This window comes from Pseudomonas sp. KBN12P06040, from assembly GCF_037574965.1.
GTDB lineage: Bacteria > Pseudomonadota > Gammaproteobacteria > Pseudomonadales > Pseudomonadaceae > Pseudomonas > Pseudomonas aeruginosa.
In genome coordinates, this window is sequence record NZ_JBBELS010000001.1 from 1,803,830 (window position 1) to 1,829,652 (window position 25,823).

A 25,823-nucleotide genomic window follows, 5' to 3' on the forward strand; every position below is an offset into this window, starting at 1 on the left:
CCGGCGAAAAAAGGGACGCCGCGCTGCGGTGGGGTCTGCGCCTGGCGGTGGAATCGCTTCCGTTGCCGGATGCTAGGAGGTGCGGGGGCGGAACGCGCTTGATGAAAGTCAAGAAGTGGAGATGAGGAGCCAGCGAGGTTGCTGGCACTGAGTGTACCGAGTCGCCCCTCTCCCTTCAGGGAGAGGGGGAGAGGGCTGCCCGAGGCTCAGGCCAGGCGCTGCCCGGATACCGCCGGATGGTACAGCGGCTGCACCTTGTTGCCCGCCGGGTCGAGCAGGTGGAAGCTGCGCGCGCCGTCGCCGTGGTCGAAGGGTTGGTCGAGCAGGGTCACGCCCAGCGCCTTCAGGTAACGGTACCAGGCTTCCAGTTCCTCCACGCTGTCGACGACGAAGCCGTAGTGATCCATGGTCTGCAGGCCGTTGCTGGCGGCGTGGGCGCGGCCGAGGGAAAGGTTGTCGTTGCCGCAGGTGAGATACACCAGGTCTTCGTTGGCGCGGTTCAGCACTTCCATGCCCAGCACGTCGACATAGAAGCGCTCGCATTCTTCCAGGTTGGGCACCAGCAGGGCGAGGTGACGCAGGCCGTTGAGGCGGGAGGGGCGGGCAGGGCGGTCGGACATGGGTTTGCTTCCTTTTTTGTATACAATAATTTTGTAAATCTAAAACAAAAGGAAGTTTCCGTGTACTGCATCTTTATCAAGACCCGCCTCAGGGCCGGCTGCGCCGAGGCTTTCATCGATGCCATCCAGGTCAACGCCGCCGCTTCCGTGTCCACCGAGCCCGGCTGCCTGGTGTTCGACGTTTCCCGCGACCGACAGGACCCTGACCTGGTCTATCTCTATGAGATCTATCGCGATGACGCGGCCTACGAGGCGCACACCCGCACCGCGCATTTCCGCGACAGCCGGCCGTTGGTCGAGCCGCTGATCCTCGAACAGGAAGTCTTCGAAAGCGACGCGCTGGCGCTCAATCCGCTGCGCTGAGAAGGCTCAATCGCCGCCGGCGACGTCCAGCACGCGGATCAGGTCCGGGCGCGGGTAGTGCCAATGCACGTCGAGGTCCCACAGGCGCACCCCGTAGCGGCGCCCGGGCTCCGGCTTCTGGTAGGCCGGACGCGGGTCCTGGGCCAGGCATTGCTCGATCAGCTCGGCCACCGGCTGCCGCAACCGCTGGCCGTGCTCATGGGCCTGGCGCCGCGCCTGCTCGCTCCACTCCACCGCGATGCCCGGCGGCGGCGCGTCGGCGATGCCGTTGCGGGCGTCGGCCACGGCGTCGGCGTAGGGTACGTAGGGCTTGATATCGAGTACCGGGGTGCCGTCGAGCAGGTCGATCCCGGACAGCCACAGGCGCCCCGCTTCGAAGCCCTCCAGGCGCACCACCGACTGGCCGATGCCGTTCGGCCGATGGGTGGCGCGGGTGGCGAAGACTCCCAGCGAGCGGTTGCCGCCCAGGCGCGGCGGGCGCACCTTCAGCCGCGGCTTGTCTTCCAGGGCCTGGTGGAAGAGGAACAGCAGCCAGACATGGCTGACCTGCTCCAGGCCTTCCAGCGCTTCCGCCTGGTCGAACGGCGGCAGCAGTTCCAGGGTCCCCCGCGCCGCCGGCGCGAGCAGAGGCTGGCGCGGGATGGCGAACTTCTCCATGAAGCAGGAGCGGATGTAGCCGATGGGAGAAACGCTGTGGGTCATGGCGGGACGAGGCGAGCGGTCGGGGGCGTCATGTTACCCGGATTGGCGGCGCTCAGAGATGAAAACCGCCGTCGATGGGGATCACGTTGCCGGTCATGTAGGCGCCGGCGGTGCCGGCCAGGCTGATCGCCAGCGCCGCCATCTCCTCCGGGCGACCCCAGCGGCCCATGGGAATCGACGCGCTGTCCGCCTCCAGTGCCTGCGGGTCATTGGCGATGTGACGGGTCATGCGGCTCGGGAAGCGTCCGGGAGCGATCACGTTGACATTGATGTGCTCGCCGACCAGTTCCTTCGCCAGCATCCGCGACAGTTGATGCAGCGCGGCCTTGCTCGGCCCGTAGGCATAGGCTTGTTCGCCCATGGCGCTGATGCCCGCCACTGAGCCGATGTTGATCACTCGCGCCGGATTTTCCGCGCTGGCCGAGCGGCGCTGCAGCGGCAGCAGTTGCTGGATGCAGGAAAACACCGAGGTGACATTGAGCTGCATGACCTTTTCCCAGCCGGACACCGGATAGCTTTCCAGCGCTGCGCCCCAACTGGTGCCGGCGTTGTTCACCAGGATATCCAGCCGCGCGCTGAGTTCGCCGAGCGCCTGCGCCAGGCGCCGGGCACCGGCTTCGCTGGAAAGGTCGGCAGGGATCGCCTGGCAATCGCCGTAGGCCGAGAGGTGTGTGGCGGTGTCGGCGCAGGCCTCTGCGTCACGTGCGCAGATGAAGACGCGGGCGCCGGCTTCGAGAAGACCCTGGGCGATCATCTGGCCGATGCCGCGGCTGCCGCCGGTGACCAGGGCGACGCGGCCGGCGAGGCTGAAATAGGGATGCATGGGAAACACTCCGGGCTGGGCAGGGGAGACCAGCCTACGATTCGCCTCGCTGCCGGCGCAGCACTATCCAGATACGGAATGACGTGGCATCCGTGGCTCAGCGGCTACTGCGGCGATGCCACAGATACAGGTAGGCGATCAGGTTGACCAGCAGAACGATGGCGCCAAGGATCCATTGCACCGCCGGGGTCAGGCCGGCGGGATAGATCAGCGGCAACAGGTAGTGCTCGACGAAGCCGCCGCTGTAGCCGGCGTCCCCGGCGGCCCGGCGCAGACGATTCTCCAGCGGGGTCAGCGGACAGGGCAGGCCGAGGAACTCAACGGCGCAGCCCCAGGCCACCGCCGGCAGGTGCAGCCAGGCCAGGCGTGGCCAACGCAACGGCAGCAGGCCGCCGAACAGGACGAACAGGATGAAGCCCAGGTGCAGCCAGACCAGGGCATCGGCGGCCAGGCGATAGCTCATTCGGCTCTCCCTCGTGGCGTTGGAGGGATAACGCCACCGCTACAGGGGCCGGCGGATAACCGCCTTGCGGTTACTCGCCCATGGTTGGGCCACCCATAAAGAAAAAGCCGGCGAATGCCGGCCATTTCAAGCGCTACGCGTGGGCTTCGGCGCTCAGGCCTGGGCCAGCTCCGCATCGTGTGCGATCAGGGCGACCAGCGCGTTCTGCTGACGGTGGGTCAGCTGGCGGAAACGCTGCAGCAGCTCGCGCTCGTGCAGGCTGAGTTCCGGGCTGTCCAGGCGAACACCGAGATTGTCTTGCAGCGCCCCTTCCTGGAGCAGGCTCTGCTCGAGTCGGGCGATGATCTCGGAGTTCATGCTGCGGTGATGGCTGCGAGCGACTTCTGCGATCTGCTCACGCATGCCCTCGGGCAGACGAACGACGAATTTGTCAGCGGTACGGCTGGAGTAGGTAGGAGTTGCCTGTTTCAGTGGGCGCATACATTGAACCTGTAGAGTCAGGGAAAAGCGGTGCCGAGGAAGCGTTCATTGTTCTCGGGCCTATGACCACGATTTCCGCCAGCCGTTCAGTCTGTTATTTCGGAAACAACAATTAGTTGACGTCAATTGTGCGTTGCGTGACGGCGTTTTGCCAGTACCAGCTATCTGAAATGCGAGCGATTCAACAAAAGCCTAGTTTTTTACTGGGGTTAGATGATGGCCTTCTGACCACCGGTCGTTCAATGGATTGTCACTCGACTGTCATCGTCACTTCACCGGTCTGACACAGTCTCCTCCTATCTTGGTCTACACCAGATGGCGCCGCTGGCGTCTTCGTGCAACCGATTGGAGGGGAGAACGATGAGCGCGGTGATCCGTGTCGACAGCCTGAACAAGACCTTTGCCCGCAAGCAGGCGCTTTTCAACCTGAAGCTGGAGATCCAGGCGGGCGAGATGGTGGCGTTGATCGGTGCATCCGGCTCCGGCAAATCCACGCTCCTGCGTCACGTCGCCGGGCTCGCCCGCTGCGACCGCGACAACGGCGGTAGCATCGACGTGCTGGGTCGCCGCCTGCAGGCGTCCGGTCGCCTGAGCGGCGAAGTGCGCCGCCTGCGCGCCGACATCGGCTACATCTTCCAGCAGTTCAACCTGGTCAACCGCCTCAGCGTGCTGGACAACGTCCTGCTCGGCTTCCTCGGTCGCATGCCGCGCTGGCGCGGTTCGCTGGGGCTGTTCAGCGCCGAGCAGAAGCGCCAGGCCCTGGAAGCTCTGGCGCGGGTCGGCCTGGCCGATCTCGCCGGGCAGCGCGCCTCGACCCTCTCCGGCGGCCAGCAGCAGCGCGTAGCCATCGCCCGCGCCCTGACCCAGAAGGCCGAGGTGATTCTCGCCGACGAACCGATCGCCTCGCTCGACCCGGAGTCGGCGCGCAAGGTGATGGACATCCTCGCCGACATCAACCGCCACGACGGCAAGACCGTGGTGGTGACCCTGCATCAGGTCGACTACGCGTTGCGCTATTGCCCGCGCGCGGTGGCCCTGAAGGGCGGCCGGATCCTCTTCGACGGCAGCAGCGAGCACCTTTCCGAAGGCTTCCTCAACGAACTCTACGGCGCCGAAGGGGATACCCCGCTGCTGTTTTCCGACCGTGCCCGGCGCGGGGCGGAGAGCCAGCCGGAACTGACCCTCGCGCGCGCCTGACGTCATTCGAACCGCATAAAAACCCGCCAAACCCTGCCCAGGAGTTCTCTCCATGTTGAAACGCTTCAGTCGTGTGCTCGCGGCTTCCGCCCTGCTCGCCGGCTCCCTTGCCGGGATGGCGCACGCCGACCAGCCGGTGATCAATTTCGGGATCATCTCCACCGAGTCGTCGCAGAACCTCAAGAGCATCTGGGAACCCTTCCTCAAGGACATGAGCCAGCAGACCGGCTACCAGGTGAAGGCCTTCTTCGCCCCCGACTACGCCGGGATCATCCAGGGCATGCGTTTCGACAAGGTCGACATCGCCTGGTACGGCAACAAGGCCGCCATGGAAGCGGTGGATCGCGCCCACGGCGAGATCTTCGCCCAGACCGTCGCCGCCAGCGGCGCGCCGGGCTACTGGAGCCTGCTGATCGCCAACAAGGACAGCAAGATCGACAGCGTCGAGGACATGCTGGCGAACGCCAAGAGCCTGACCTTCGGCAACGGCGATCCGAACTCCACGTCCGGCTACCTGGTGCCCGGCTACTACGTGTTCGCCAAGAACAACGTCGATCCGGTCAAGGCCTTCAAGCGCACCCTCAACTCCAGCCATGAGGTCAACGCCCTGGCGGTGGCCAACAAGCAGGTCGACGTCGCCACCTTCAATACCGAGGGCATGGAGCGCCTGGAACTGACCCAGCCGGAGAAGGCCAGGCAGCTCAAGGTGATCTGGAAGTCGCCGCTGATCCCGGGCGACCCGCTGGTGTGGCGCAACAACCTGAGCGACGAGCAGAAGAACAAGCTGCGCGACTTCTTCTTCAAGTACGGCGCCAACGCCGAGCAGAAGAAGGTCCTCGCCGACCTGCAATGGTCGAAGTTCCAGCCCTCCGACGACGACCAGTTGCTGCCGATCCGCCAGCTCGAGCTGTTCAAGCAGCGCACCGACGTGGCGAACAACGCCAACCTCGGCGCCGAGGAGAAGGCCGCCAAGCTGAAGGCCCTCGACGAGGAGCTGGCCAAGCTGGAGAAACGCATGGCCGAGCGCGAGCAGAAGACCGCCGCCAACGCCGGCTGATCCACCCCGGGCGCGACCGGCGCCGCGCCCCACCCGATTCGCCAATACCGCTGTCGAGATTCCCGATATGAGCACTCTGAGCACCACCGCCGCGGCGGCCGCCACTGGCAAGCCATCCTGGGGACGCCTGGTCGGCTGGGGCCTGTTCCTCGCCATCCTCGCCTGGTCCTGGAAGGGCGCGGAAATGAACCCGGCCGTGCTGTTCCGCGACGCCGGCAACATGGCGACCTTCGCCGCCGACTTCTTCCCGCCGGACTTCGGCAACTGGAAGCTCTACCTCAGCGAGATGCTGGTCACCGTGCAGATCGCCCTCTGGGGCACGGTGCTGGCCATCGTCTGCGCCATCCCGCTGTCGATCCTGGCCTCCGAGAACATCGTGCCCTGGTGGGTCTACCAGCCGGTGCGGCGGGTGATGGATGCCTGCCGTTCGATCAACGAGATGGTCTTCGCCATGCTCTTCGTGGTCGCCGTCGGCCTGGGCCCGTTCGCCGGCGTGCTGGCGCTGTTCATCAGCACCACCGGGGTGCTCGCCAAGCTCTTCGCCGAGGCGGTCGAGGCGATCGACCCCGGTCCGGTCGAAGGCGTCCGCGCCACCGGTGCCAGCGCCCTGCAGGAGGTCATCTTCGGGGTCATCCCGCAGGTCCTGCCGCTGTGGATCTCCTATTCGCTGTACCGCTTCGAGTCCAACGTGCGTTCCGCCACCGTGGTCGGGATGGTCGGCGCCGGCGGCATCGGCGTGATCCTCTGGGAGGCCATCCGCGGCTTCCAGTTCGGCCAGACCTGCGCCGTGCTGATCGTGATCATCGTGGTGGTGAGCCTGATCGACGTTCTGTCACAACGCCTGCGCAAGCTGTTCATCTGACGACGCGAGGAGGGCGCCTGGTGCGCCCTTTCCAAACCATGCACTTGTCTAGACAAAGCGAACCGCTGTACCGCGAACTGGCCGAACGGCTGCGCCAGGAACTGCTGGCCTACCGCCCCGGCGACTACCTGCCCGGCGAGATCCAGCTGGCCCAGCGCTTCGCGGTGAACCGCCATACCCTGCGCCGGGCGCTCGACGAACTGGTGCTCGAAGGCCGCGTGCTGCGGCGCCAGGGCAAGGGCACCCAGGTCCTGGAGGCGCCGACGATCTACCCGATGGGCGCCGCCAACGCCTACACCGAGTCGCTCTCGGCCCAGGGCCACCGGGTCGAGGCTCGGCTGCTGGAGGCGCGCCAGCGTCCGGCCGGCGCCGCCGAGGCCACCCACCTGGGGATCGGCGAGGGCGGGCGGGTGCTGGAACTGACCACCCTGCGTTACCTCGACGGCCAGCCGGTGAGCCTGATCCGCCACTGCTACGCCGTTTCCCGCAGCGAGCTGCTCGCCGACTACCAGGGCGGTTCGCTGCGTCGCTACCTGGCCGACAAAGGCCTGCCGCTGACCCGCACCTACAGCCTGATCGGTGCGCGCCTACCCAACCGCGAGGAGGCGGCGCGCCTGCTGATGCCCCGGCACGCGCCGTTGCTCACCGTCCTCACCCTGTCCCGCGACCGTACCGGCCAACCGGTGGAACTGGCCCAGTCGATCAGCCGCGCCGATCGCTTCCAGTACCAGGTTGCCCCCTAGGAGAAGCCCATGACCGCCTTGCATTCCGATCCCACCATCGCCGCACGACAGCGCTGGATGGGCGTGCTCGCCCGCGCCCGTCGCGAGGAGCTGGACGCCCATGCGGACGCCCTGCGCGATGCCGACTATCACCTGCTGCGCGCCGCCGAGACCGGCATGACCCTGGTGCGCGGACGCATGGGTGGCACCGGCAGCCCGTTCAACCTCGGTGAGATGACCGTGACCCGCTGCGTGGTCCGCCTCGCTGACGGACGTACCGGCTACAGCTATGTCGCCGGGCGCGACAAGCGCCACGCCGAACTGGCCGCCCTGGCCGACGCGCACCTGCAGGGCGCCGATGCGGCGGCCTGGCAGGCGCGCCTGATCGAACCGCTGGCCCGTACCCAGGCCGAGCGCCGTGCCGCCCAGGAGGCGGAAATCGCCACTACCAAGGTGGAGTTCTTCACCCTGGTCCGAGGAGAAGATTGATGACCAGCGCTTCGCTTCCCAGCCCGGCGGATACCGCCGCGCTATTGCAACCGGCGTTCCAGGACCCGGTCCTGGACGCCCAGCGGAGTTTCCGCGCGGCGCTCAAGGCCCTCGCCGAACCGGGGCTGGTACGCAACCTCGACCGCGCACCGGCGCTGGCCGCGTTGCAACCGGCCAGCTACGCGCTGTGCCTGAGCTTCCTCGACTCCGACACCCCGCTGTGGCTGGCGCCGGGTCTCGACAGCCCGACGTTGCGCGCCAACCTGGCCTTCCATTGCGGCTGCCCGATCGTCGCCGAGCGCGAGCAGGCGCTGTTCGCCTTGCTCGACGAAGGCGAGCTGGACGACCTGAGCGGCTTCGACAGCGGCAGCGACCGTTATCCGGACCAGTCCTGCACCCTGCTGATCCAGCTCGCCGGCCTCGATGGTGGCGACTCGCTGGAGTGGCGCGGACCGGGTATCGCCGAGGTGCGCCAGGTGGCGTTGCCGGTGAGCGCCGGGTTCTGGGCGCAGCGCGCCGCACGCACCGAATTCCCCAGGGGCCTGGATGCCTTCTTCGCCGCCGGCGAGCGCATCCTCGGCCTGCCACGCAGTACCCGGGTCAGCGAACCCGTCGAGGAGGTGGCCTGATGTACGTAGCCGTCAAGGGTGGCGAGAAGGCCATCGACAACGCCCATCGCCTGCTGGCGCGCAAGCGCCGCGGCGATACCGCGCTGCCGGAGCTGTCGGTGGAGCAGATCCGCCAGCAGATGCCGCTGGCCGTGTCGCGGGTGATGACCGAGGGTTCGCTGTACGACGAGCAACTGGCGGCACTGGCGATCAAGCAGGCGGCCGGCGACCTGATGGAAGCGATCTTCCTTCTCCGCGCCTACCGCACCACGCTGCCGCGCTTCGCCGCCAGCCTGCCGCTGGATACCGCCGGGATGCGCCTGCAACGACGGATCTCGGCGACCTACAAGGACCTGCCGGGCGGGCAACTGCTCGGTCCGACCTTCGACTATACCCATCGCCTGCTCGACTTCAGCCTGCTCGCCGAGGGCGACTACCCCGGCCCCGAAGTGGAGCGGGGCGCGTCCCTGGAGCCTTGTCCGCGCGTGCTCGGCCTGCTCGACCGGGAAGGCCTGATGACGCCGGAGTACGAACTGCCCGGCGCGGTGCCGGATATCACCCGCGAGCCGCTCGACTTCCCCACCGGCCGCGCCCAGCGCCTGCAGGCCCTGGCCCGCGGCGACGAGGGCTTCCTTCTCGCCCTGGGCTATTCGACCCAGCGCGGCTACGGCCGCAACCATCCGTTTGCCGGGGAGATCCGCATCGGCGCCTGCGAGGTCTGGCTGGAGCCCGAGGAACTCGGCTTCGCGGTGCCGGTGGGCGAGATCGAGGTCACCGAGTGCGAGATGGTCAACCAGTTCGTCGGTTCCCGCGAGGAGCTGCCGCAATTCACCCGTGGCTACGGCCTGGCCTTCGGCTACGCCGAGCGCAAGGCGATGGGCATGGCCCTGGTCGACCGCGCCCTGCGCGCCGAGGAATACGGCGAGGAGGTGGTGTCGCCGGCGCAGCAGGAAGAGTTCGTCCTGATGCACTGCGACAACGTCGAGGCCGGTGGCTTCGTCTCGCACCTGAAGCTGCCGCACTACGTCGATTTCCAGTCCGAGCTGGAGCTGATTCGCAAGCTGCGTCGTCCCGGCGTCGCCGAATCCGCGCAACCCACTGTCCAGGAGAAGCGCGCATGAGCCTTTCCCCGCAAGCCAGCGCCGCGCCGGAGCAGGGCTACAACTTCGCCTACCTCGACGAGCAGACCAAGCGCATGATCCGCCGCGGCCTGCTCAAGGCGGTGGCGATCCCCGGCTACCAGGTGCCCTTCGGCGGCCGCGAGATGCCGCTGCCCTACGGCTGGGGCACCGGCGGCATGCAGGTGACCGCGGCCATCCTCGGTGCCGACGACGTGCTCAAGGTGATCGACCAGGGCGCCGACGACACCACCAACGCGGTATCCATCCGGCGTTTCTTCGCCCGCACCGCCGGGGTCGCCACCACCGAACGGACCCCGGAGGCGACGGTGATCCAGACCCGCCACCGGATACCGGAAACCGCCCTGAGCGGCGAGCAGATCATGGTCTACCAGGTGCCGATCCCCGAGCCGCTGCGCTTCATCGAGCCTTCCGAGGCGGAGACCCGGACCATGCATGCGCTCAACGACTATGGGGTGATGCACGTGAAGCTCTACGAGGACATCGCCACCTTCGGCCACATCGCCACCAGCTATGCCTACCCGGTGACGGTGGACGAGCGCTACGTGATGGATCCCTCGCCGATTCCCAAGTTCGACAACCCCAAGCTGGACATGAGCCCGGCGCTGATGCTGTTCGGCGCCGGTCGCGAGAAGCGCCTGTACGCGGTGCCGCCGTTCACCCGGGTGGCGAGCCTGGATTTCGAGGACCACCCCTTCGAGGTCCAGCGCTGGGAGGAAAGCTGCGCCTTCTGCGGCAGCCACGAGTCCTACCTGGACGAACTGATCGTCGACGACCGTGGCGGCAAGCGCTTCGTCTGTTCCGACACCGATTACTGCACGCAGCGGCGTGCCCGCCAGGAAGAAGGGGAGGACGCGCAATGAACGCGGTCTGCGAATCCATCGATGCGAGCCTCGACGCGCGCGACCGGCCGCTGCTCTCGGTGCGCGGCCTGACCCGCCTGTACGGGCCGGAAAAGGGCTGCCAGGAGGTCGACTTCGATCTCTACCCCGGCGAAGTGCTGGGCATCGTCGGCGAGTCCGGCTCGGGCAAGTCGACCCTGCTCTCACTGCTCTCCGGGCGCTGCCCGCCGGACGCCGGCACGGTCGCCTACCGCGACGACGGCGACCGCTGGCTGGACCTCTACGCCGCCAGCGAAGCCGAGCGGCGCACCCTGCTGCGCACCGAGTGGGGCTTCGTCGAGCAGAACCCGCGCGACGGCCTGCGTATGGGCGTGTCCGCCGGCGCCAACATCGGCGAACGGCTGATGGCCCAGGGCGTGCGCCACTACGGTCGGCTGCGCCAGGCCGGGCTGGACTGGCTGGAACAGGTGGAGATCGATCCGCTGCGCATCGACGACCTGCCGCGAACCTTTTCCGGCGGCATGCAGCAGCGCCTGCAGATCGCCCGCAACCTGGTCTCGGCGCCACGCCTGGTGTTCATGGACGAACCCACCGGCGGCCTCGACGTGTCGGTGCAGGCGCGCCTGCTCGACCTACTGCGCGGCCTGGTGCGCGAGCTGGACCTGGCGGTGGTGATCGTCACCCACGACCTGGCGGTGGCGCGCCTGCTCGCCGACCGCCTGATGGTCATGCGCCGTTCGCGGGTGGTGGAAGCCGGTCTCACCGACCAGATTCTCGACGACCCGCAGCATCCGTACACGCAATTGCTGGTGTCGTCGGTCCTGCAACCCTGAGCCGAAGCGTCGGCGCCGGTCCGCGCGACGGGCGCCCGGAGAAGTAGCGATGAACAACCTGATCGAGGTCCGCGACCTCAGCAAGACCTTCACCCTGCACCAGCAACAGGGCGTAGTGCTCAATGTGCTGCGCGGGCTCAACTTCAATGTCGCCGGCGGCGAATGCCTGGTGCTCCACGGACGCTCCGGCGCCGGCAAGAGCACCCTGCTGCGCACGCTCTACGGCAACTACCTGCCGGCCGGCGGCAGCATCCGCCTGCGCCACGCCGGCGACTGGCTGGAACTGGTCGGCGCCGAGCCTCGCGAGGTGCTCGCCGTGCGCCGCCAGACCCTCGGCTACGTCAGCCAGTTCCTGCGGGTGATCCCGCGGGTGGCGACCCTCGACGTGGTCATGGAGCCGGCCCTGGCCCGTGGCTGGAGCCGCGACAGCGCCGAACTGCGGGCGCGCAGCCTGCTGGCCCGGCTGAACATCCCGGAACGCCTCTGGCAACTGGCGCCGGGCACCTTTTCCGGCGGCGAGCAGCAACGCGTCAACATTGCCCGCGGCTTCATGGTCGAGTGGCCGATCCTGCTGCTCGACGAGCCGACCGCGTCCCTCGACGAAGCCAACCGCCAGGTAGTGCTGGAACTGATCGGCGAAGCCAAGGCCGCCGGCGCCGCGTTGATCGGCATCTTCCACGACCGCGCCGCCCGCGAGGCGGTGGCCAGCCGCTACCTGGACATGAGCCAGGAGCTTTCACGCCAGGAGCAAGCCCATGTCGTCTGAACGCGTTCTCAGCAATGCCCGGGTAGTCAGCGCCGAGCGGGTCTTCGTCGGCAGCGTGCTGCTGCGCGACGGCCTGATCGCCGCGGTCGACGAAGGCCGCAGCCACCTGGCCGGGGCCGAGGACCTGGGGGGCGACTACCTGCTGCCCGGTCTGGTCGAGCTGCACACCGACAACCTGGAGAAGCACATGACCCCGCGTCCCGGCGTCGACTGGCCATCGGCCTCGGCGGTGCTGGCGCACGACGCGCAGATCGTCGCCGCGGGAATCACCACGGTGTTCGACGCGCTGTCCATCGGCGACGTCAACCCCAAGGGCAAGCGCATGCAGCAGTTGCCGAAGATGCTCGAGGCCATCGGCGAGGCCGCCGCCAGCGGCGACGCGCGCGCCGACCATCGCCTGCACCTGCGTTGCGAGGTCAGCCATCCGCAGACGCTGGAGGTGTTCCGCGAACTGGTCGAGCATCCGCTGGTGCAACTGGTCTCGGTGATGGACCACGCCCCCGGCCAGCGCCAGTTCGCCAGGCTGGAGAAGTACCGCGAGTACTACCAGGGCAAGTACCACCTGAGCGATGCCGAGATGGACGCCTTCATCGTCGAGCAGGTAGCCAACTCCGAGCGCTACAGCGACGCCGCCCGTGCGGCCATCGTCGATGTCTGCCAGGGACGCGGCCTGTCGGTGGCCAGCCATGACGACGCGACCCTCGCGCATGTCCGCGAGTCGGCCGGCTACGGCATGGCCATCGCCGAGTTCCCGACCACCGTGGAGGCCGCCAGGGCCAGCCACGAGCACGGCCTGCAGGTGCTGATGGGCGCGCCCAACGTGGTCCGCGGCGGTTCCCACTCGGGCAACGTGGCGGCGGCGCAACTGGCGGGAATCGGCGTGCTGGATATCCTTTCCAGCGACTACTATCCGGCCAGCCTGCTGCATGCGGCCTTGCTGCTCGCCGGCGAGCACAGCGAGTATGATGCGATCCGCTACGACCTGCCGCGCGCGGTGGCGATGGTCAGCCGTACCCCGGCGCTGGCCGCCGGGCTGACCGATCGTGGCGAAATCCGCGTCGGCCTGCGCGCCGATCTGCTGCAGGCGCGGGCGCTCGGCAACAACCAGCCGGTGGTGCGCCAGGTCTGGCGCGGCGGGCAGAGAGTGTTCTGATGACAGGCAGACTGATTTATCTGATGGGGCCTTCCGGCTCGGGCAAGGACAGCCTGTTGCAGGCCGCGCGCGAGCCCCTGGCGCTGCGCGGCTGCCGTATCGTGCGGCGGGTGATCACGCGCTCCGCGGAAGCGGTGGGGGAGGACGCCCAGGCGGTGACTCCGGCGCAGTTCGACACCCTCGAGCGGGCCTCGGCGTTCGCCATGAGCTGGCGCGCCAACGGCCTTTGCTATGGCATCCCAGTGCAGATCGACGAGTGGCTGGCGCAGGGCTACGACGTGCTGGTGAACGGCTCGCGCGGCTACCTGGCGCAGGCCCGCCGGCGCTATCCGGATCTGCTCGCGGTCCTGCTCGGGGTGAAACCCGAGGTGCTGCGCCAGCGCCTGCTGGCGCGCGGCCGGGAAAGCCCCGAGGAAATCGAGGCGCGCCTGGCGCGCAACGCCGAGTTCGCCGCCGGCCTGGAGGGCCCGCTATTCCAACTGGACAACTCCGGTGACCTCGACGACACGCTACGCACCCTCCTGGCCCGTCTCGGCAGCGACCGCGCATGCGCCTGACCCTGCTCGGCACCGGCGACGCCCGCCAGGTGCCGGTCTACGGTTGCGATTGCCCGGCCTGTCGCAACGCCCGCGCCGACGCCGGCCTGCGTCGCCGTCCCTGTAGCGCGCTGCTGGAGTGCGCCGGCCAGCGCTGGCTGATCGACAGCGGCCTGGTCGATCTCTGCGAGCGCTTCCCGCCCCATAGCCTCGACGGCATCCTCCAGACCCATTACCACGCCGACCACGCCCAGGGCCTGCTGCACCTGCGCTGGGGCCAGGGTCTGGTGATCCCGGTGCACGGCCCGGCCGACCCGGAGGGCCTCGCCGACCTCTACAAGCATCCGGGCATCCTCGATTTCAGCCAGCCCTTCGGCGCCTTCGAGCGGCGCCAGTGGGGCGCGCTGGCGGCGACCGCGCTACCGCTGGTCCACTCGAAGCCGACCTTCGGCTACTTGCTGGAGGGGGCTTCCGAGGAGGGAACGATACGGCGTCTGGCCTACCTCACCGATACCGTCGGGCTGCCGGCGGACAGCGCCTCGCGATTGCTCGCGGCGCCGCTGGACCTGCTGGTGCTGGACTGCTCGATGCCGCCGCAGGAGCGGCCGCCGCGCAACCACAACGACCTGACGCGGGCACTGGAGTGCATCGAATCGCTGCGTCCCCGGCGGGCCGTGTTGACTCACGTCGGGCATGCGCTGGACGCCTGGCTGCTGGACCACCCCGCTGCGTTGCCCGAGGGGGTGGAACTGGCACACGACGGCATGTGCCTGCCGCTGTAGCGCCCGGCAAGGCGTTGTGGGCGAAATCAGTCCAGGCTGGGATCGAAGCGGATTCGCCGACCTACCACCAGCGCAAACAGCAGCCAGGCGCCGGATATGCCCAGCAGTCCCCAGGCGCACCAGGCGAGGAGGGTGGCATCGGGCGGCAGGCTCAGCGCCAGGATCGCGCTGGCGATCACCACGAACAGAAGAATGACGGCGGATCGTGACATGGTTTCACTCCCGGAGCCCTCTCCGTCGGGCTCGCTGTTCCTTGTGCCGGCTCAGTGGCGCCGAGGTTCCGTGGCGCCCTTGTCGCTCAGCGGAAGCTTCGCTGGATATTCGTCTCCTCCGCGCTCTATCAGCCAGAGCAGCCCGTAGACGCCGACCGAAAGGGCCAGGGCGGTCAGCGGCAAAGCCAGGATCCACATGTTCTTTCTCCCTTCCGCCCGCCAGCATCCCGGGGACCTGTGCGGCGGTGTAGCGTCGTTGGATGCCGGTCTCCCGGCGCTTGCTTCGTCAGAATGTCCAGGCCTGTTCGTCGGCCGCGGTCACCAGCGCCGTGCCGCGCTCGTCCTCGCCTACGGTGACGATGCGCGGGGATTCTTCGGGCGCCTGGATCACCAGTCGCTGCGCAGCGGGTGCCCACTGCGGTGTTGCGTTGCTGTCCAGCACTACCGGCTTTTCGCCGTTGCGTTCCTGCGTCCTGTCCTCGTCGCCCAGTGCGCTGTTCTGGAAGACTACGAGAGCCAGCAGGGAAAGAAGTCCGGTGCCGACCAGGTTGCGTGAGCTGCTCATGTTCACCTCCATTTCGTAGCTTTGCCAGGCAGATGGCCAAGGTTTGATCCTGAGGGTCTTGTAGCAGCGGTTGTGCCAACTTTTTTCTATAAAAAATCCTTTTAAATCAATGAATTATATATGTGTCCGAGACTCTCTCGCATGCACTTTGCACGGATTGGCATTTTGCCGGTTGCAAAATGCATGATGCTGTCAGCCCAGATGCAGCGCCAGGCTTACGCCGTGGCTGGTGAACCCTAGCGCGGCATAGAAGCGCTGCGCGGTTTCCCGGTCCTGGTGACTGGAAAGCGCCAGTTTGTAGCAGCCCCAACTGCGCGCGCGCTCCACGGCCCGGCCGATCAGCTCGCGGCCTACGCCCTGGCCGCGGGCGTGGCGGTCGACCACCATGTCTTCGAGAATCGCCGAGCGGGCGAAATCGTGCGCCAGGTGTTCGATCAGATGCAGGGTGCAGGTGCCGAGCAGGCGCTCGCCGCGCTCGGCCACCAGGGTGACCCGGTCGCCGCGCGGTCGTTGCAGTTGGATGGCCAGCAACGCCGGGTCCGGGCGCGGATCGGCGCTACCGAGTTGCTGTAGCAGCAACGACAGGCGCGGCGCGTCGTGCTCGCTGGCGATCCGCACGTCGAAGCTGGCGAAGGGGGAGTCCGGTATCCGCGGCTGGCGCGGGGCCTCCGGCAGGTCCTGTGCGGCGGGAATGGTGACGGTCTGGTTCATGCTGCACCTCCAGGGTTGCGGAAAATTATGCGCAGCCTTGGTGGCAGTGGCATGACAAACGCTTTCTCTGCCGTTAACATGCCGCCCGGACGCGGCGCACCGCTCGCCATGTCCGGCGTGTCCCGGTAGCTCAATTGGATAGAGCATCCCCCTCCTAAGGGGAAGGTTGGAGGTTCGACCCCTCTCCGGGACGCCATTTCATGCTCTGCTCCAGCTTCCCTCGCCGCTTCGACAGTCCGCTTGCCGTCACTTTCTCCGATAGCTTTTCTTGCCGCCCGGCGTCAGGCAGTACACCCCTCCGCGCGGGCCCGTGCAGAACGAGCCGCTGCCACAGGCACAGCCCTGCGTCGTGCCTTGCAGACGCTGTACGGCGGGTTGTCCGGTACGTCCGCCGGCGTTGCCGAAGTAGGCCGCGCAACTGCGCTTCGAGGCGCTGATGGAGCCGTCGTTGCAGAGGAAGATATCGCCGTCGCAACCGGCGATACCGCCTTTCTTTCCCGAGCAGGGGCTATTGGCGGCCAGCGCCGGAAGTGCGCAGACCGACAGGAGGAAGAGGGCGATCGAGGCGAAGAGTCCGAATTTCATTGGCGAAGCTTCTGTGCGAATGATGGCTGCATGCTATCTCAGGCGCGCGCCGTGCGCTTTCGCGAGCGCGCCGATTACATGGTCTTACCCGAGCCTTGACAGGTCTTTTCAACGGGGCTTATAAGTGGCGCCATCAGGTCATGCGCATCAGCGTCGATGTCGCGGGACCTAACCTAACGCATACGTACAGAGCAAATGGGCTCTCCCGGGGTTACCCGGGAGGGCCTTTTTTCGTCCCGAAAAAATAACAACAAGAGGTGATATCCATGCGTCACGGCGATATTTCCAGCAGCAACGACACCGTCGGAGTAGCGGTGGTCAACTACAAGATGCCGCGCCTGCACACCGCGGCGGAGGTCCTGGACAACGCCCGGAAGATCGCCGACATGATCGTCGGCATGAAGCAGGGCCTACCCGGCATGGACCTGGTGGTGTTCCCCGAGTACAGCCTGCAGGGCATCATGTACGATCCGGCGGAGATGATGGAAACCGCGGTGGCGATCCCCGGCGAGGAAACCGAGATATTCTCCCGCGCCTGCCGCAAGGCCAACGTCTGGGGCGTATTCTCCCTCACCGGCGAACGGCACGAGGAGCATCCGCGCAAGGCGCCGTACAACACCCTGGTGCTGATCGACAACAACGGCGAGATCGTCCAGAAGTACCGCAAGATCATTCCCTGGTGCCCCATCGAGGGCTGGTATCCCGGTGGCCAGACCTACGTCAGCGAAGGGCCGAAGGGCATGAAGATCAGCCTGATCATCTGCGACGACGGCAACTACCCGGAAATCTGGCGCGACTGCGCGATGAAGGGCGCCGAGCTGATCGTGCGCTGCCAGGGCTACATGTACCCGGCCAAGGACCAGCAGGTGATGATGGCCAAGGCCATGGCCTGGGCCAACAACTGCTATGTGGCGGTGGCCAACGCCGCCGGCTTCGACGGCGTGTATTCCTACTTCGGCCACTCGGCGATCATCGGCTTCGACGGTCGTACCCTCGGTGAGTGCGGCGAGGAGGAAATGGGTATCCAGTACGCCCAGCTGTCGCTCTCGCAGATCCGCGATGCGCGCGCCAACGATCAGTCGCAGAACCACCTGTTCAAGATCCTCCACCGTGGCTACAGCGGCTTGCAGGCATCCGGCGATGGCGACCGGGGCCTGGCGGAATGTCCGTTCGAGTTCTACCGCACCTGGGTCACCGACGCCGAGAAGGCGCGCGAGAATGTCGAGCGTCTGACCCGCTCGACTACCGGCGTGGCGCAATGCCCGGTCGGCCGGCTGCCCTACGAGGGACTGGAGAAGGAGGCCTGACGGCAGACGCCGCCAGCCCGGCGTGCCGTCGCGCGGCACGCCGTCTCCGCCATTTCCCCCCTGTGGCAGAAGGAGTTTCATCCATGCCTTTTCTGAGCGACATGCTCGACCAGTCCCGCCGGCAGCAGGACGAGGAACAGGCCCTGGCGCGGGAGAATCTCGCCGAGGCGAGTCTGCTCCAGGCCCACCTGAGCCACCGCAGCGCCCTGCACAGCCGCTTCCGTTTCGACCCGGCGGCGGTGATGGACTGCCTGCGCGCCGAGGTGCTCGGCCAGGAACCGGCGCTACAGGCCGTCGAGGACATGCTCAAGGTGGTTCGCGCGGACATCGCCGACCCGCGCCGTCCGCTGTTCAGCGCGCTGTTCCTCGGCCCCACTGGGGTCGGCAAGACCGAGATCGTGCGCGCCCTGGCCAGGGCCCTGCACGGCGACGCCGAGGGGTTCTGCCGGGTGGACATGAACACCCTGTCCCAGGAGCACTATGCCGCCGCCCTCACCGGTGCGCCGCCGGGCTACGTCGGGGCGAAGGAGGGCACCACGCTGTTGGAGCAGGACAAGCTGGACGGCAGTCCCGGGCGCCCCGGCATCGTTCTCTTCGACGAACTGGAGAAGGCCAGCCCGGAAGTGGTCCATGCGCTGCTCAACGTGCTCGACAACGGCCTGCTGCGGGTCGCTTCCGGCGAACGCACCTACCATTTCCGCAACACCCTGGTGTTCATGACCAGCAATCTCTGCGCCCATGAGATCCAGCGCTACGACGAGCGTCGCCAACGCGTGCCCTGGCGCCTGCTGCCGGTCGGCGGCGAACGCCGGCGGCGGGACATCGACGGGATGGTCCGGGCCCGGCTGCTGAAGACCTTCTCGCCGGAGTTCGTCAATCGTCTCGATAGCGTGGTCACCTTCAACTGGATCGAACGCAACGTCGTCGCGCGCCTGGTCGAGTTGGAGGTGCAGCGGCTCAACCGGCGCCTGGAGAAGCATCGCTGCCGCCTGGAGGCGACCCCGGAGGTGCTGGCGAAGATCGCCCGCGCCGGCTTCGACCGGCAGTTCGGCGCCCGTGCGTTGCGCCGCAGCGTCCGTCATCATCTCGAGGTACCGCTGGCCGAGCATCTGCTCGACCACCACCAGCCGGGCGACGGGAACTGCACGACCTACCTGGCGAGCCTGGAGCACGAGCGGGTTCGCTTCGTGCGGCGCTGAGCGACAGTCACAGGAGAGGAAACGGATGGGATCGCACCAGGAGCGGCCGCTGATCGGCCTGCTGTTCTCCGAAACCGGTGTCACCGCCGATATCGAGCGCTCGCAGCGCTATGGCGCATTGCTCGCGGTCGAGCAACTGAATCGCGAGGGCGGCGTCGGCGGTCGCCCGATCGATACGCTGTCCCAGGACCCCGGCGGCGATCCGGACCGCTATCGGCTGTGCGCCGAGGACTTCATTCGCAACCGGGGGGTACGGTTCCTCGTGGGCTGCTACATGTCGCACACGCGCAAGGCGGTGATGCCGGTGGTCGAGCGCGCCGACGCGCTGCTCTGCTACCCGACTCCCTACGAGGGCTTCGAGTATTCGCCGAACATCGTCTACGGCGGTCCGGCGCCGAACCAGAACAGTGCGCCGCTGGCGGCGTACCTGATTCGCCACTACGGCGAGCGGGTGGTGTTCATCGGCTCGGACTACATCTATCCGCGGGAAAGCAACCATGTGATGCGCCACCTGTACCGCCAGCACGGCGGCACGGTGCTCGAGGAAATCTACATTCCGCTGTATCCCTCCGACGACGACGTGCAGCGCGCCGTCGAGCGCATCTACCAGGCGCGCGCCGACGTGGTCTTCTCCACCGTGGTGGGCACCGGCACCGCCGAGCTGTATCGCGCCATCGCCCGTCGCTACGGCGATGGCAGGCGGCCGCCGATCGCCAGCCTGACCACCAGCGAGGCGGAGGTGGCGAAGATGGAGAGCGACGTGGCGGAGGGGCAGGTGGTGGTCGCGCCGTACTTCTCCAGCATCGATACGGCCGCCAGCCGCGCCTTCGTCCAGGCCTGCCATGGCTTCTTCCCGGAAAACGCGACCATCACCGCCTGGGCCGAGGCGGCCTACTGGCAGACCTTGCTGCTTGGCCGCGCCGCGCAGGCCGCAGGCAACTGGCGAGTGGAAGACGTGCAGCGGCACCTGTACGACATTTGCATCGACGCGCCGCAGGGGCCGGTCCGGGTGGAGCGCCAGAACAACCACAGCCGCCTGTCTTCGCGCATCGCGGAAATCGATGCGCGCGGCGTGTTCCAGGTCCGCTGGCAGTCGCCCGAACCGATTCGCCCCGATCCTTATGTCGTCGTGCATAACCTCGACGACTGGTCCGCCAGCATGGGCGGGGGAGCGCTCCCATGAGCGCCAACTCGCTGCTTGGCAGCCTGCGCGAGTTGCAGGTGCTGGTACTCAACCCGCCGGGAGAGGTCAGCGACGCCCTGGTCTTGCAGCTGATCCGCATCGGTTGTTCGGTGCGCCAGTGCTGGCCGCCGCCGGAAGCTTTCGACGTGCCGGTGGACGTGGTCTTCACCAGCATTTTCCAGAATCGCCACCACGACGAGATCGCTGCGCTGCTCGCCGCCGGAACTCCGCGCACTACCCTGGTGGCGCTGGTGGAGTACGAAAGCCCCGCGGTGCTCTCGCAGATCATCGAACTGGAGTGCCACGGCGTGATCACCCAGCCGCTCGACGCCCACCGGGTGCTGCCTGTGCTGGTATCGGCGCGGCGCATCAGCGAGGAAATGGCGAAGCTGAAGCAGAAGACCGAGCAGCTCCAGGAACGCATTGCCGGCCAGGCCCGGATCAACCAGGCCAAGGCGTTGCTGATGCAGCGCCATGGCTGGGACGAGCGCGAGGCGCACCAGTACCTGTCACGGGAGGCGATGAAGCGACGCGAGCCGATCCTGAAGATCGCCCGGGAGTTGCTGGGAGACGAGCCGTCCGCCTGAGCGATACCGGCCTGTTTTCTGGCAACAGGCTGGGGCATGCCGATGTCGGAACGTTCGTCGAAGCATCTTCCTTGGGTTGCGGCGATTCTCTCCAAGTTCTTCGATTCTGTTTGGGAGTGGATCGTCTTCCGCAGGCGCTCGGGTAGAATTCGAAGCCGCTGTCCAGTGCGACTTTAATATGCCCGGAAGTTCGGTAGCGTTCGGGCGGGAAAGCGCAGGCTTGCCCTGGACAGACGGGGGGCGGCGCGCCTGCGGGCCGTCGCTGTGCGAAGAGGCGCAGATGAACTGCGGCTCCCGCGGTTAGGGCTTCTCAATATTCCGGAGCTGGGTTTTCCTGCGCATTCATAACAGTTCTGAAATGAAAAGGAATTCGCTCTTCGAGAGTTGCGGAGCAATTCCGAATATAGCGTCGGCAAGCGATTTCCGTTTTTGCAACTTCTGCCTATATTCTGAGCGACTCGCTCTCGACTGAGCGTTTTCCATTGTTCGGCGACATTCCTTTCCCTGTTCGAGGCTCTTAATGAAACGACTTCGAGTTGCCGTTTCCTGCGCGCTGCTGGCGGCGCTGGTGGGTTGTTCCAATGGTCAGGTCAAGCCGGAAAACTACTCGGGCTTCATCGGTGACTATTCGACGCTGGCGCCTGCCACCGCGCCTTCCGGAGCGCCGCTCCTGCGCTGGGTAGACCCGCAGGCGGACGTGCGGCGCTACCAGCGGATCTACATCGAGCCCAGCAGGTTCTATCCGGTCCCGAAACCGAACGACAAGGTTTCCGCGAAGACGCTTGCGGACATCACGACCTACTACGATCAGGCATTGCGCCGTGAGCTGGGCAAGAGCCTGCCGCTGGCCAGCGCCCCCGGCCCGGGGATCCTGGTGCTGAAACCGGCGATCACCGCAGTTTCCAGCCATACCCAGGGTCTACGGCCATACGAGGTCATCCCCATCGCGCTGATCGCTGCTGGGATGAGCACGGCGGTCGGGATTCGCGACCAGGATACCCAGATCGCCACCGAGGCCATGCTGCTCGACGGTGGGGACAACAAGGTATTGGCGAAGATGGTGCGCCAGGGCACCGGCAAGGCGCTGGACGATTCCGATCAGCCGATCACGGGAGACGATGTCAAGGCGGTGCTGGACGGTTGGGCGGCCGACATGCGCATGTCGTACGAGAAGACTCTCGGTTCTCGTCGATGACGGTCGGCGGGGAACTGGCTAAGCGTCCCCGCCGCCTTTTCCTACGCTAGCCGAGCGGCCAGTTGATCACCACGACGGCGTCGTTGTAGTCGTTGTCGGTGCTGTCTTCAGAGCCGACCAGGGCGAAGTTCAGCTCATTGGCCAGGATCACCTGCGCCGAAACCAGATCCGAAGAGCGGCCATTGACGCTGACCAGGATCTGCACCTTGCCGCCGCCGCCCGAGTTGAGCACCTTGCTGCCGATGATGCCGTTGTTGGTGCTTTGCCCGGTGAAGGTCGCGACGGTTTCGTTGTTGACCTGCACGTTCACCGTCTGGGTTCCGGCCGAGTTGGCGAAGGCGGTGACGCCGAACTGGGTGTTGGCGGGAAGGGTGAACACTCCTTGTGTTGCCATGATGTATCTCCACTGAATACCTGGCCTGCCTTTTCAGGCAGCCGTCTGGCGCGCGGTATGGCGTGTCGGGAGAGATCCGCAGTCCTTGGCGGCAGGCGATGCGCAGGCAGGAAGGACGCATCGTTCAGCCAATCTACGCCGTCGACCGGGCGCGACCACTGCTAGAGTTCGCAGGAGGGCTACAGGGGTGTCCGGGCACTGGCGATGCATGGCCCGGTGCCGGTCTATGGCAGCCGCCTGCCGGCCCGCTCGTTCGATTGTTACGCTGTCTGTAATGATCTATTGCCGATGCCGGCAGGCCAGGGGCGATTGTCTCGAAATATACTGCGTCACCTGGTCGCCGCAGCGGCGACGGCTACCCACTGGCCGTCGTCCGGGTCGCCGGTTCCATCCCGGCCGCGCCAACCCCCGCATTCAGGCCCCGCTGCGGCGACTGCATTCCCGCTGGATTCGAGGCTCGTACCCTATGACTCCCGATCAACGATTTGCCCGTTGGGTTCAAGTCGCTATCGCGGTATTCGTGTTGCTGTTCGTCTACTTCCTGGTCGCCGACCTGTGGATGCCGCTCACCCCGCAGGCCCAGTTGACCCGGCCGGTGGTGCGCGTCGCGCCGCGTGTCAGCGGTCAGGTCGCCGAGGTGCTGGTGTCCAACAACGGCCACGTGCAGCCCGGCGAAGTGTTGTTCCGCCTCGATCCCGAGCCGTTCCAACTGGCCGTGCGCCAGGCCGAACTGGCACTGGAGGAAGCCGAGCGCACCAACCGCGAGCTGGATGCCGCCATCGCCTCGGCCAAGGCCGACCTCCTGGCCGCGCGCAGCAGCGCCGGCGAGCTGGACAGCGAGGCGCGCCGCACCGCCCAACTGGTGCAGCGCCACCATGTGTCGCAGCAGATGCACGAGCAGGTCAGCGCCCAGGCCCAGGCCGCCCGTGCCCGGGTCGCCGCGGCCCAGGCGCGGATCGGCGAGCTGACCGCGCGACGCGGCACGGCCGGCGAGGACAACCTGCGCCTGCGCCAGGCGCGTAACGCCCTGGCCCAGGCCCGTCTGCAACTGCAATACAGCAGCGTCCGGGCCGACCGCGCCGGGACCCTGAGCAACCTGCAACTGACCCCGGGCACCTACGTTCCGGCCGGTACGCCGGTGGCGGCGCTGGTGGACGACCGCATCGACATCGTCGCCGACTTCCGCGAGAAATCGCTGCGCTACGTGCGCCCTGGCGACCGTGCGGCGGTGGTGTTCGACGCGCGTCCCGGCGAAGTGTTCGGCGCGCGGGTGGCGGCCATCGACGCCGGGGTCAAGGAGGGCCAGCTGGACGCCAACGGCGACCTCGCCGCGCCGGTCACCTCCGACCGCTGGGTCCGCGACGCTCAGCGCCAGCGCCTGCACGTGGTGCTCGACGAACTTCCCGAAGGCTTGCTGCCCACCGGTGCCAAGGCCACCGTGCAGCTGTATCCCGGCGACGGCCTGAGCCACCTGCTCGGTCGCGCGCAGATCGTCGCCATCAGCCTGCTGCACTACGTCTACTGACGCCATGCCGGCCAAGCTCGCGATGTCCGCCAACGACCTGCGTCAGTGCCTGCGCATCGCCGGCGGCGGCACCCTGGGGTTCTTCGTCTGCAAGCTGATGAACTGGGACTACGGCTCGTTCTTCGGCGTCTACCCGATGCTGCTGCTCGGCCTGACGCCGGTGATCAACCTGCACATCGTCCGCCAGTTCCTCGCCAACTCGGTGGTGATCAGCGTCGAGGTACTGGTGCTGTACGGGTTGTTCGGCGACCGGCCGCTGCTGATGACGCCTATCGTCTTCGGCCTCTTCGTCTACCGCTTCGCCCTGATGGCGCGCGGCCCGCTGTTCTTCTTCGGCGCACTGAGTTCGGTGTTCCTCTCGATGCTGCTGCACTTTGCCAGCTATCCGGACGTCGATCTGTTCGACATGCTCGCCAGCAACATGGTCGCCACCTGGCTGACGGTGGCCATCGCCGTGCTGATGTTCTACCTGTTCCCCGACGTCGAACCGCGGCCGCCGCGCCAGGCGCCGGCCAAGGACGCCCCCAGCCGGCGCCACGAGACGCTGCTCGGGGCCACGGTGGCGACCCTGTCCTTCGTGGTCTTCCAGACCTTCGACCTGAAGGACTCGCTGTCGGCGCAGATCGCCTCGATCCTGGTGTTGTTCCCCATGCACTGGAAGGGCGTGCACTTCGCCGGGCGCATCCGCGCCCTCGGTACGCTGCTCGGCTGTGCGCTGGCGGTGGGCTTGCAGGTGCTGCTCTACGATCACTACGACATCCTGCCCTTCGTCGCCCTGTTGCTGTGGATCTCGGCGATGTTCTGCGCGCGCATCCACATGCTGGAGAACGGCGTACCGGGGATCGGTTTCGGCGCGCTGACCACCCTGGCGATCGTCCTCGGCCAGTACCTGACGCCGACCCACGACATGATGTACAGCGTGCTCTACCGATTTACCTCGGTGTGCTTCGCGGTGCTGATCACGCTGATGACGGTGCTGGTGATCCACCTGTTCCTCAACCGCTTCGCCGCCACCCGGCACTACAGCCACTGAGGCCTCAGGCGCGTCGGCCCGGCCAGTTGACCAGCGCGACGCCGAGCATCACCAGCAGCATGCCGCCGATCGCCGCCGGCGCCAGGCGCTCGTCGAACAGCAGCCAGGAGGCCAGCGCGGTCACTGGCGGCACCAGGTAGAACAGGCTCGCCACCTTCGATGCGGCGCCGTGCCGGATCAGCGTGTAGAGCAGGCCGACGGCGCCGAACGAGAGTCCCAGCACCAGCCAGCCGAGGGTCAGCACGAACGGCGTGCTCCACTGCACCTCGCGGCTTTCGAAAAGCAGCGCGGCGAGGCCGAGCAGGGCGCCGCTGGCCAGGTACTGGACGACGCCGCCGGTGCGCAGGTCCATGCCGCCGCAGAAGCGCTTCTGGTACAGCGTGCCGCAGGTGATCGCCGCCAGCGCCACCAGCACCGCGGCCCAGGCCAGGCCGTCGGCGCCACCGTGGATGCGGCCGAGCACCACCAGGGCTACGCCAGCCAGGCCGAGCGCCAGGCCCAGCCATTGCCGGCGGCTGACCTGCTCGCCGAGCCAGATGCCGGCCAGGGCCGCGGTAGCCAGCGGTTGCAGGCCGACCAACAGGGAGGTCAGGCCGGCCGACATGCCGTGCTCGATGGCGAGGAACACCCCGCCCAGGTACAGGCCATGGACCAGCAGGCCGGCGACCGCGACATGCCCGGCCAGCCGTGCCGAGCCCGGCCAGGGCGCACCGCTGAGCAGGGCGAAGGCGGCCAGCAGGGCGGCCGCGAGGAGCAGGCGGATGGCCAGGAAGGTGAAGGGCTCGGCGTACGGCAGGCCGAACTTGGCGCCGAGGAATCCAGTGCTCCAGAGCAGCACGAAGAGCAGCGGCATGCCGCTGCCGAGCCAGGCGGGTGTGCGCATGCAAGGT

General features: G+C 67.1%; 33 protein-coding genes and 1 tRNA gene. 22 read left to right on the forward strand and 12 right to left on the reverse strand.

All coding sequences use genetic code 11. From position 1 onward, the window contains the following. Positions 1-206 precede the first annotated feature (206 nt). Positions 207-620: a VOC family protein gene (locus VQ067_RS08490; protein ID WP_003098688.1), complete on the reverse strand. Its 414-nt coding sequence runs from the start codon at positions 618-620 to the stop codon at positions 207-209. A gap of 60 nt (positions 621-680) precedes the next feature. Between VQ067_RS08490 and VQ067_RS08495 the strand changes: the two genes are divergently transcribed. After that, entirely contained in the window at positions 681-983 is a 303-nt protein-coding gene (locus VQ067_RS08495; RefSeq protein ID WP_003130248.1) for a putative quinol monooxygenase, read from the forward strand. A gap of 6 nt (positions 984-989) precedes the next feature. Here the strand turns inward: VQ067_RS08495 and tsaA are convergent, their stop codons facing one another. The 4 genes from tsaA to amrZ form a co-directional block, all read right to left on the reverse strand. Continuing rightward, entirely contained in the window at positions 990-1,685 is a 696-nt protein-coding gene (tsaA, locus tag VQ067_RS08500; RefSeq protein ID WP_003163385.1) for a tRNA (N6-threonylcarbamoyladenosine(37)-N6)-methyltransferase TrmO, read from the reverse strand. 52 nt (positions 1,686-1,737) lie between these two features. Further along, positions 1,738-2,508: a 3-oxoacyl-ACP reductase RhlG gene (gene rhlG / locus VQ067_RS08505; RefSeq protein WP_033990749.1), complete on the reverse strand. Its 771-nt coding sequence runs from the start codon at positions 2,506-2,508 to the stop codon at positions 1,738-1,740. Between the two features lie 97 nt (positions 2,509-2,605). After that, the gene (locus VQ067_RS08510) at positions 2,606-2,971 is read right to left on the reverse strand and encodes a DUF2784 domain-containing protein (protein ID WP_003091804.1); all 366 of its coding nucleotides are present in this window, start codon (positions 2,969-2,971) and stop codon (positions 2,606-2,608) included. A 153-nt stretch (positions 2,972-3,124) separates the two neighbouring features. Continuing rightward, complete coding sequence (gene amrZ, locus VQ067_RS08515) at positions 3,125-3,451, reverse strand: transcriptional regulator AmrZ (RefSeq protein ID WP_003091802.1); 327 nt, start codon at positions 3,449-3,451, stop codon at positions 3,125-3,127. Between the two features lie 360 nt (positions 3,452-3,811). On the opposite strand from amrZ, the gene phnC reads away from it, so the two are divergent. The 13 genes from phnC (at position 3,812) to phnP (ending at position 14,437) form a co-directional block, all read left to right on the forward strand. Next, a complete protein-coding gene (gene phnC / locus VQ067_RS08520; protein WP_003109291.1) occupies positions 3,812-4,648 on the forward strand; it encodes a phosphonate ABC transporter ATP-binding protein in 837 nt (278 codons plus the stop codon). A 52-nt stretch (positions 4,649-4,700) separates the two neighbouring features. Further along, positions 4,701-5,705 (forward strand): phosphonate ABC transporter substrate-binding protein, encoded by a 1,005-nt coding sequence (gene phnD / locus VQ067_RS08525; protein WP_003091795.1) that lies wholly within the window; start codon positions 4,701-4,703, stop codon positions 5,703-5,705. 67 nt (positions 5,706-5,772) lie between these two features. Continuing rightward, the gene (gene phnE, locus VQ067_RS08530; RefSeq protein WP_003091793.1) at positions 5,773-6,567 is read left to right on the forward strand and encodes a phosphonate ABC transporter, permease protein PhnE; all 795 of its coding nucleotides are present in this window, start codon (positions 5,773-5,775) and stop codon (positions 6,565-6,567) included. Positions 6,568-6,587: 20 nt separating this feature from the next. Continuing rightward, the gene (gene phnF / locus VQ067_RS08535) at positions 6,588-7,310 is read left to right on the forward strand and encodes a phosphonate metabolism transcriptional regulator PhnF (RefSeq protein WP_003091792.1); all 723 of its coding nucleotides are present in this window, start codon (positions 6,588-6,590) and stop codon (positions 7,308-7,310) included. A 9-nt stretch (positions 7,311-7,319) separates the two neighbouring features. Continuing rightward, on the forward strand, positions 7,320-7,778 hold the full coding sequence (gene phnG, locus VQ067_RS08540) for a phosphonate C-P lyase system protein PhnG (protein ID WP_003091790.1): 459 nt from the start codon (positions 7,320-7,322) through the stop codon (positions 7,776-7,778). Beyond that, positions 7,778-8,407 carry a phosphonate C-P lyase system protein PhnH gene (phnH, locus tag VQ067_RS08545; RefSeq protein WP_003138236.1) on the forward strand — a complete coding sequence of 210 codons (630 nt, stop codon included), beginning with the start codon at positions 7,778-7,780 and terminating at the stop codon, positions 8,405-8,407. The genes phnG and phnH overlap by 1 nt, the downstream gene beginning before the upstream one ends. After that, complete coding sequence (locus tag VQ067_RS08550; protein WP_003091786.1) at positions 8,407-9,507, forward strand: carbon-phosphorus lyase complex subunit PhnI; 1,101 nt, start codon at positions 8,407-8,409, stop codon at positions 9,505-9,507. Before phnH ends, VQ067_RS08550 begins: the two co-directional genes overlap by 1 nt. After that, a complete protein-coding gene (locus VQ067_RS08555) occupies positions 9,504-10,388 on the forward strand; it encodes an alpha-D-ribose 1-methylphosphonate 5-phosphate C-P-lyase PhnJ (protein ID WP_023517859.1) in 885 nt (294 codons plus the stop codon). The genes VQ067_RS08550 and VQ067_RS08555 overlap by 4 nt, the downstream gene beginning before the upstream one ends. Then, a complete protein-coding gene (gene phnK / locus VQ067_RS08560) occupies positions 10,385-11,200 on the forward strand; it encodes a phosphonate C-P lyase system protein PhnK (protein WP_003091781.1) in 816 nt (271 codons plus the stop codon). The genes VQ067_RS08555 and phnK overlap by 4 nt, the downstream gene beginning before the upstream one ends. Before the next feature lie 49 nt (positions 11,201-11,249). Continuing rightward, positions 11,250-11,966, forward strand: coding sequence for a phosphonate C-P lyase system protein PhnL (gene phnL, locus VQ067_RS08565; protein ID WP_003098702.1), 717 nt, complete (start codon positions 11,250-11,252; stop codon positions 11,964-11,966). Further along, a complete protein-coding gene (locus VQ067_RS08570) occupies positions 11,956-13,119 on the forward strand; it encodes an alpha-D-ribose 1-methylphosphonate 5-triphosphate diphosphatase (protein ID WP_003091776.1) in 1,164 nt (387 codons plus the stop codon). The genes phnL and VQ067_RS08570 overlap by 11 nt, the downstream gene beginning before the upstream one ends. Next, the gene (gene phnN / locus VQ067_RS08575; protein WP_003098703.1) at positions 13,119-13,676 is read left to right on the forward strand and encodes a phosphonate metabolism protein/1,5-bisphosphokinase (PRPP-forming) PhnN; all 558 of its coding nucleotides are present in this window, start codon (positions 13,119-13,121) and stop codon (positions 13,674-13,676) included. The genes VQ067_RS08570 and phnN overlap by 1 nt, the downstream gene beginning before the upstream one ends. Next, positions 13,667-14,437: a phosphonate metabolism protein PhnP gene (gene phnP, locus VQ067_RS08580; RefSeq protein ID WP_003109294.1), complete on the forward strand. Its 771-nt coding sequence runs from the start codon at positions 13,667-13,669 to the stop codon at positions 14,435-14,437. Before phnN ends, phnP begins: the two co-directional genes overlap by 10 nt. 26 nt (positions 14,438-14,463) lie before the next feature. Here phnP and VQ067_RS08585 read toward each other — a convergent pair whose 3' ends face one another. The 4 genes from VQ067_RS08585 to VQ067_RS08600 all read right to left on the reverse strand — a co-directional run bounded on the left by VQ067_RS08585 (position 14,464) and on the right by VQ067_RS08600 (position 15,925). Beyond that, positions 14,464-14,649, reverse strand: a complete 186-nt coding sequence (locus VQ067_RS08585) for a PA3371 family protein (protein WP_003091768.1) — start codon at positions 14,647-14,649, stop codon at positions 14,464-14,466. Positions 14,650-14,700: 51 nt separating this feature from the next. Next, a complete protein-coding gene (locus VQ067_RS08590; RefSeq protein ID WP_003091766.1) occupies positions 14,701-14,847 on the reverse strand; it encodes a hypothetical protein in 147 nt (48 codons plus the stop codon). 88 nt (positions 14,848-14,935) lie between these two features. Next, a complete protein-coding gene (locus VQ067_RS08595; RefSeq protein WP_003109295.1) occupies positions 14,936-15,214 on the reverse strand; it encodes a hypothetical protein in 279 nt (92 codons plus the stop codon). 192 nt (positions 15,215-15,406) lie between these two features. After that, positions 15,407-15,925: a GNAT family N-acetyltransferase gene (locus tag VQ067_RS08600; protein ID WP_033990747.1), complete on the reverse strand. Its 519-nt coding sequence runs from the start codon at positions 15,923-15,925 to the stop codon at positions 15,407-15,409. A gap of 119 nt (positions 15,926-16,044) precedes the next feature. Between VQ067_RS08600 and VQ067_RS08605 the strand changes: the two genes are divergently transcribed. Then, positions 16,045-16,121, forward strand: a tRNA-Arg gene (locus VQ067_RS08605). Between the two features lie 50 nt (positions 16,122-16,171). Here the strand turns inward: VQ067_RS08605 and VQ067_RS08610 are convergent. Then, a complete protein-coding gene (locus tag VQ067_RS08610) occupies positions 16,172-16,510 on the reverse strand; it encodes a YdcA family protein (RefSeq protein WP_003109297.1) in 339 nt (112 codons plus the stop codon). Between the two features lie 266 nt (positions 16,511-16,776). Between VQ067_RS08610 and VQ067_RS08615 the strand changes: the two genes are divergently transcribed. The 5 genes from VQ067_RS08615 (at position 16,777) to VQ067_RS08635 (ending at position 21,981) form a co-directional block, all read left to right on the forward strand. Then, entirely contained in the window at positions 16,777-17,817 is a 1,041-nt protein-coding gene (locus VQ067_RS08615; RefSeq protein WP_003091756.1) for an aliphatic amidase, read from the forward strand. 83 nt (positions 17,818-17,900) lie between these two features. Continuing rightward, the gene (locus VQ067_RS08620; protein WP_033990745.1) at positions 17,901-19,016 is read left to right on the forward strand and encodes an AAA family ATPase; all 1,116 of its coding nucleotides are present in this window, start codon (positions 17,901-17,903) and stop codon (positions 19,014-19,016) included. A 25-nt stretch (positions 19,017-19,041) separates the two neighbouring features. After that, positions 19,042-20,199 (forward strand): aliphatic amidase expression-regulating protein AmiC, encoded by a 1,158-nt coding sequence (gene amiC / locus VQ067_RS08625; RefSeq protein ID WP_033990743.1) that lies wholly within the window; start codon positions 19,042-19,044, stop codon positions 20,197-20,199. After that, a complete protein-coding gene (gene amiR, locus VQ067_RS08630; RefSeq protein WP_003091749.1) occupies positions 20,196-20,786 on the forward strand; it encodes a transcriptional antitermination factor AmiR in 591 nt (196 codons plus the stop codon). The genes amiC and amiR overlap by 4 nt, the downstream gene beginning before the upstream one ends. 520 nt (positions 20,787-21,306) lie before the next feature. Then, positions 21,307-21,981: a DUF3313 domain-containing protein gene (locus VQ067_RS08635; protein ID WP_003091746.1), complete on the forward strand. Its 675-nt coding sequence runs from the start codon at positions 21,307-21,309 to the stop codon at positions 21,979-21,981. Between the two features lie 46 nt (positions 21,982-22,027). On the opposite strand, the gene VQ067_RS08640 is transcribed toward VQ067_RS08635, so the two are convergent. Continuing rightward, positions 22,028-22,375, reverse strand: coding sequence for a fucose-binding lectin II (locus tag VQ067_RS08640; protein WP_003091745.1), 348 nt, complete (start codon positions 22,373-22,375; stop codon positions 22,028-22,030). Positions 22,376-22,841: 466 nt separating this feature from the next. On the opposite strand from VQ067_RS08640, the gene VQ067_RS08645 reads away from it, so the two are divergent. Together VQ067_RS08645 and VQ067_RS08650 are read left to right on the forward strand one after the other, a co-directional pair. Beyond that, positions 22,842-23,900 (forward strand): HlyD family secretion protein, encoded by a 1,059-nt coding sequence (locus tag VQ067_RS08645; protein ID WP_003091742.1) that lies wholly within the window; start codon positions 22,842-22,844, stop codon positions 23,898-23,900. A gap of 22 nt (positions 23,901-23,922) precedes the next feature. Continuing rightward, positions 23,923-24,933 (forward strand): DUF2955 domain-containing protein, encoded by a 1,011-nt coding sequence (locus VQ067_RS08650; protein WP_003119630.1) that lies wholly within the window; start codon positions 23,923-23,925, stop codon positions 24,931-24,933. A gap of 4 nt (positions 24,934-24,937) precedes the next feature. On the opposite strand, the gene VQ067_RS08655 is transcribed toward VQ067_RS08650, so the two are convergent. After that, positions 24,938-25,816 carry a DMT family transporter gene (locus tag VQ067_RS08655; RefSeq protein WP_003098734.1) on the reverse strand — a complete coding sequence of 293 codons (879 nt, stop codon included), beginning with the start codon at positions 25,814-25,816 and terminating at the stop codon, positions 24,938-24,940. Positions 25,817-25,823: the final 7 nt, after the last annotated feature.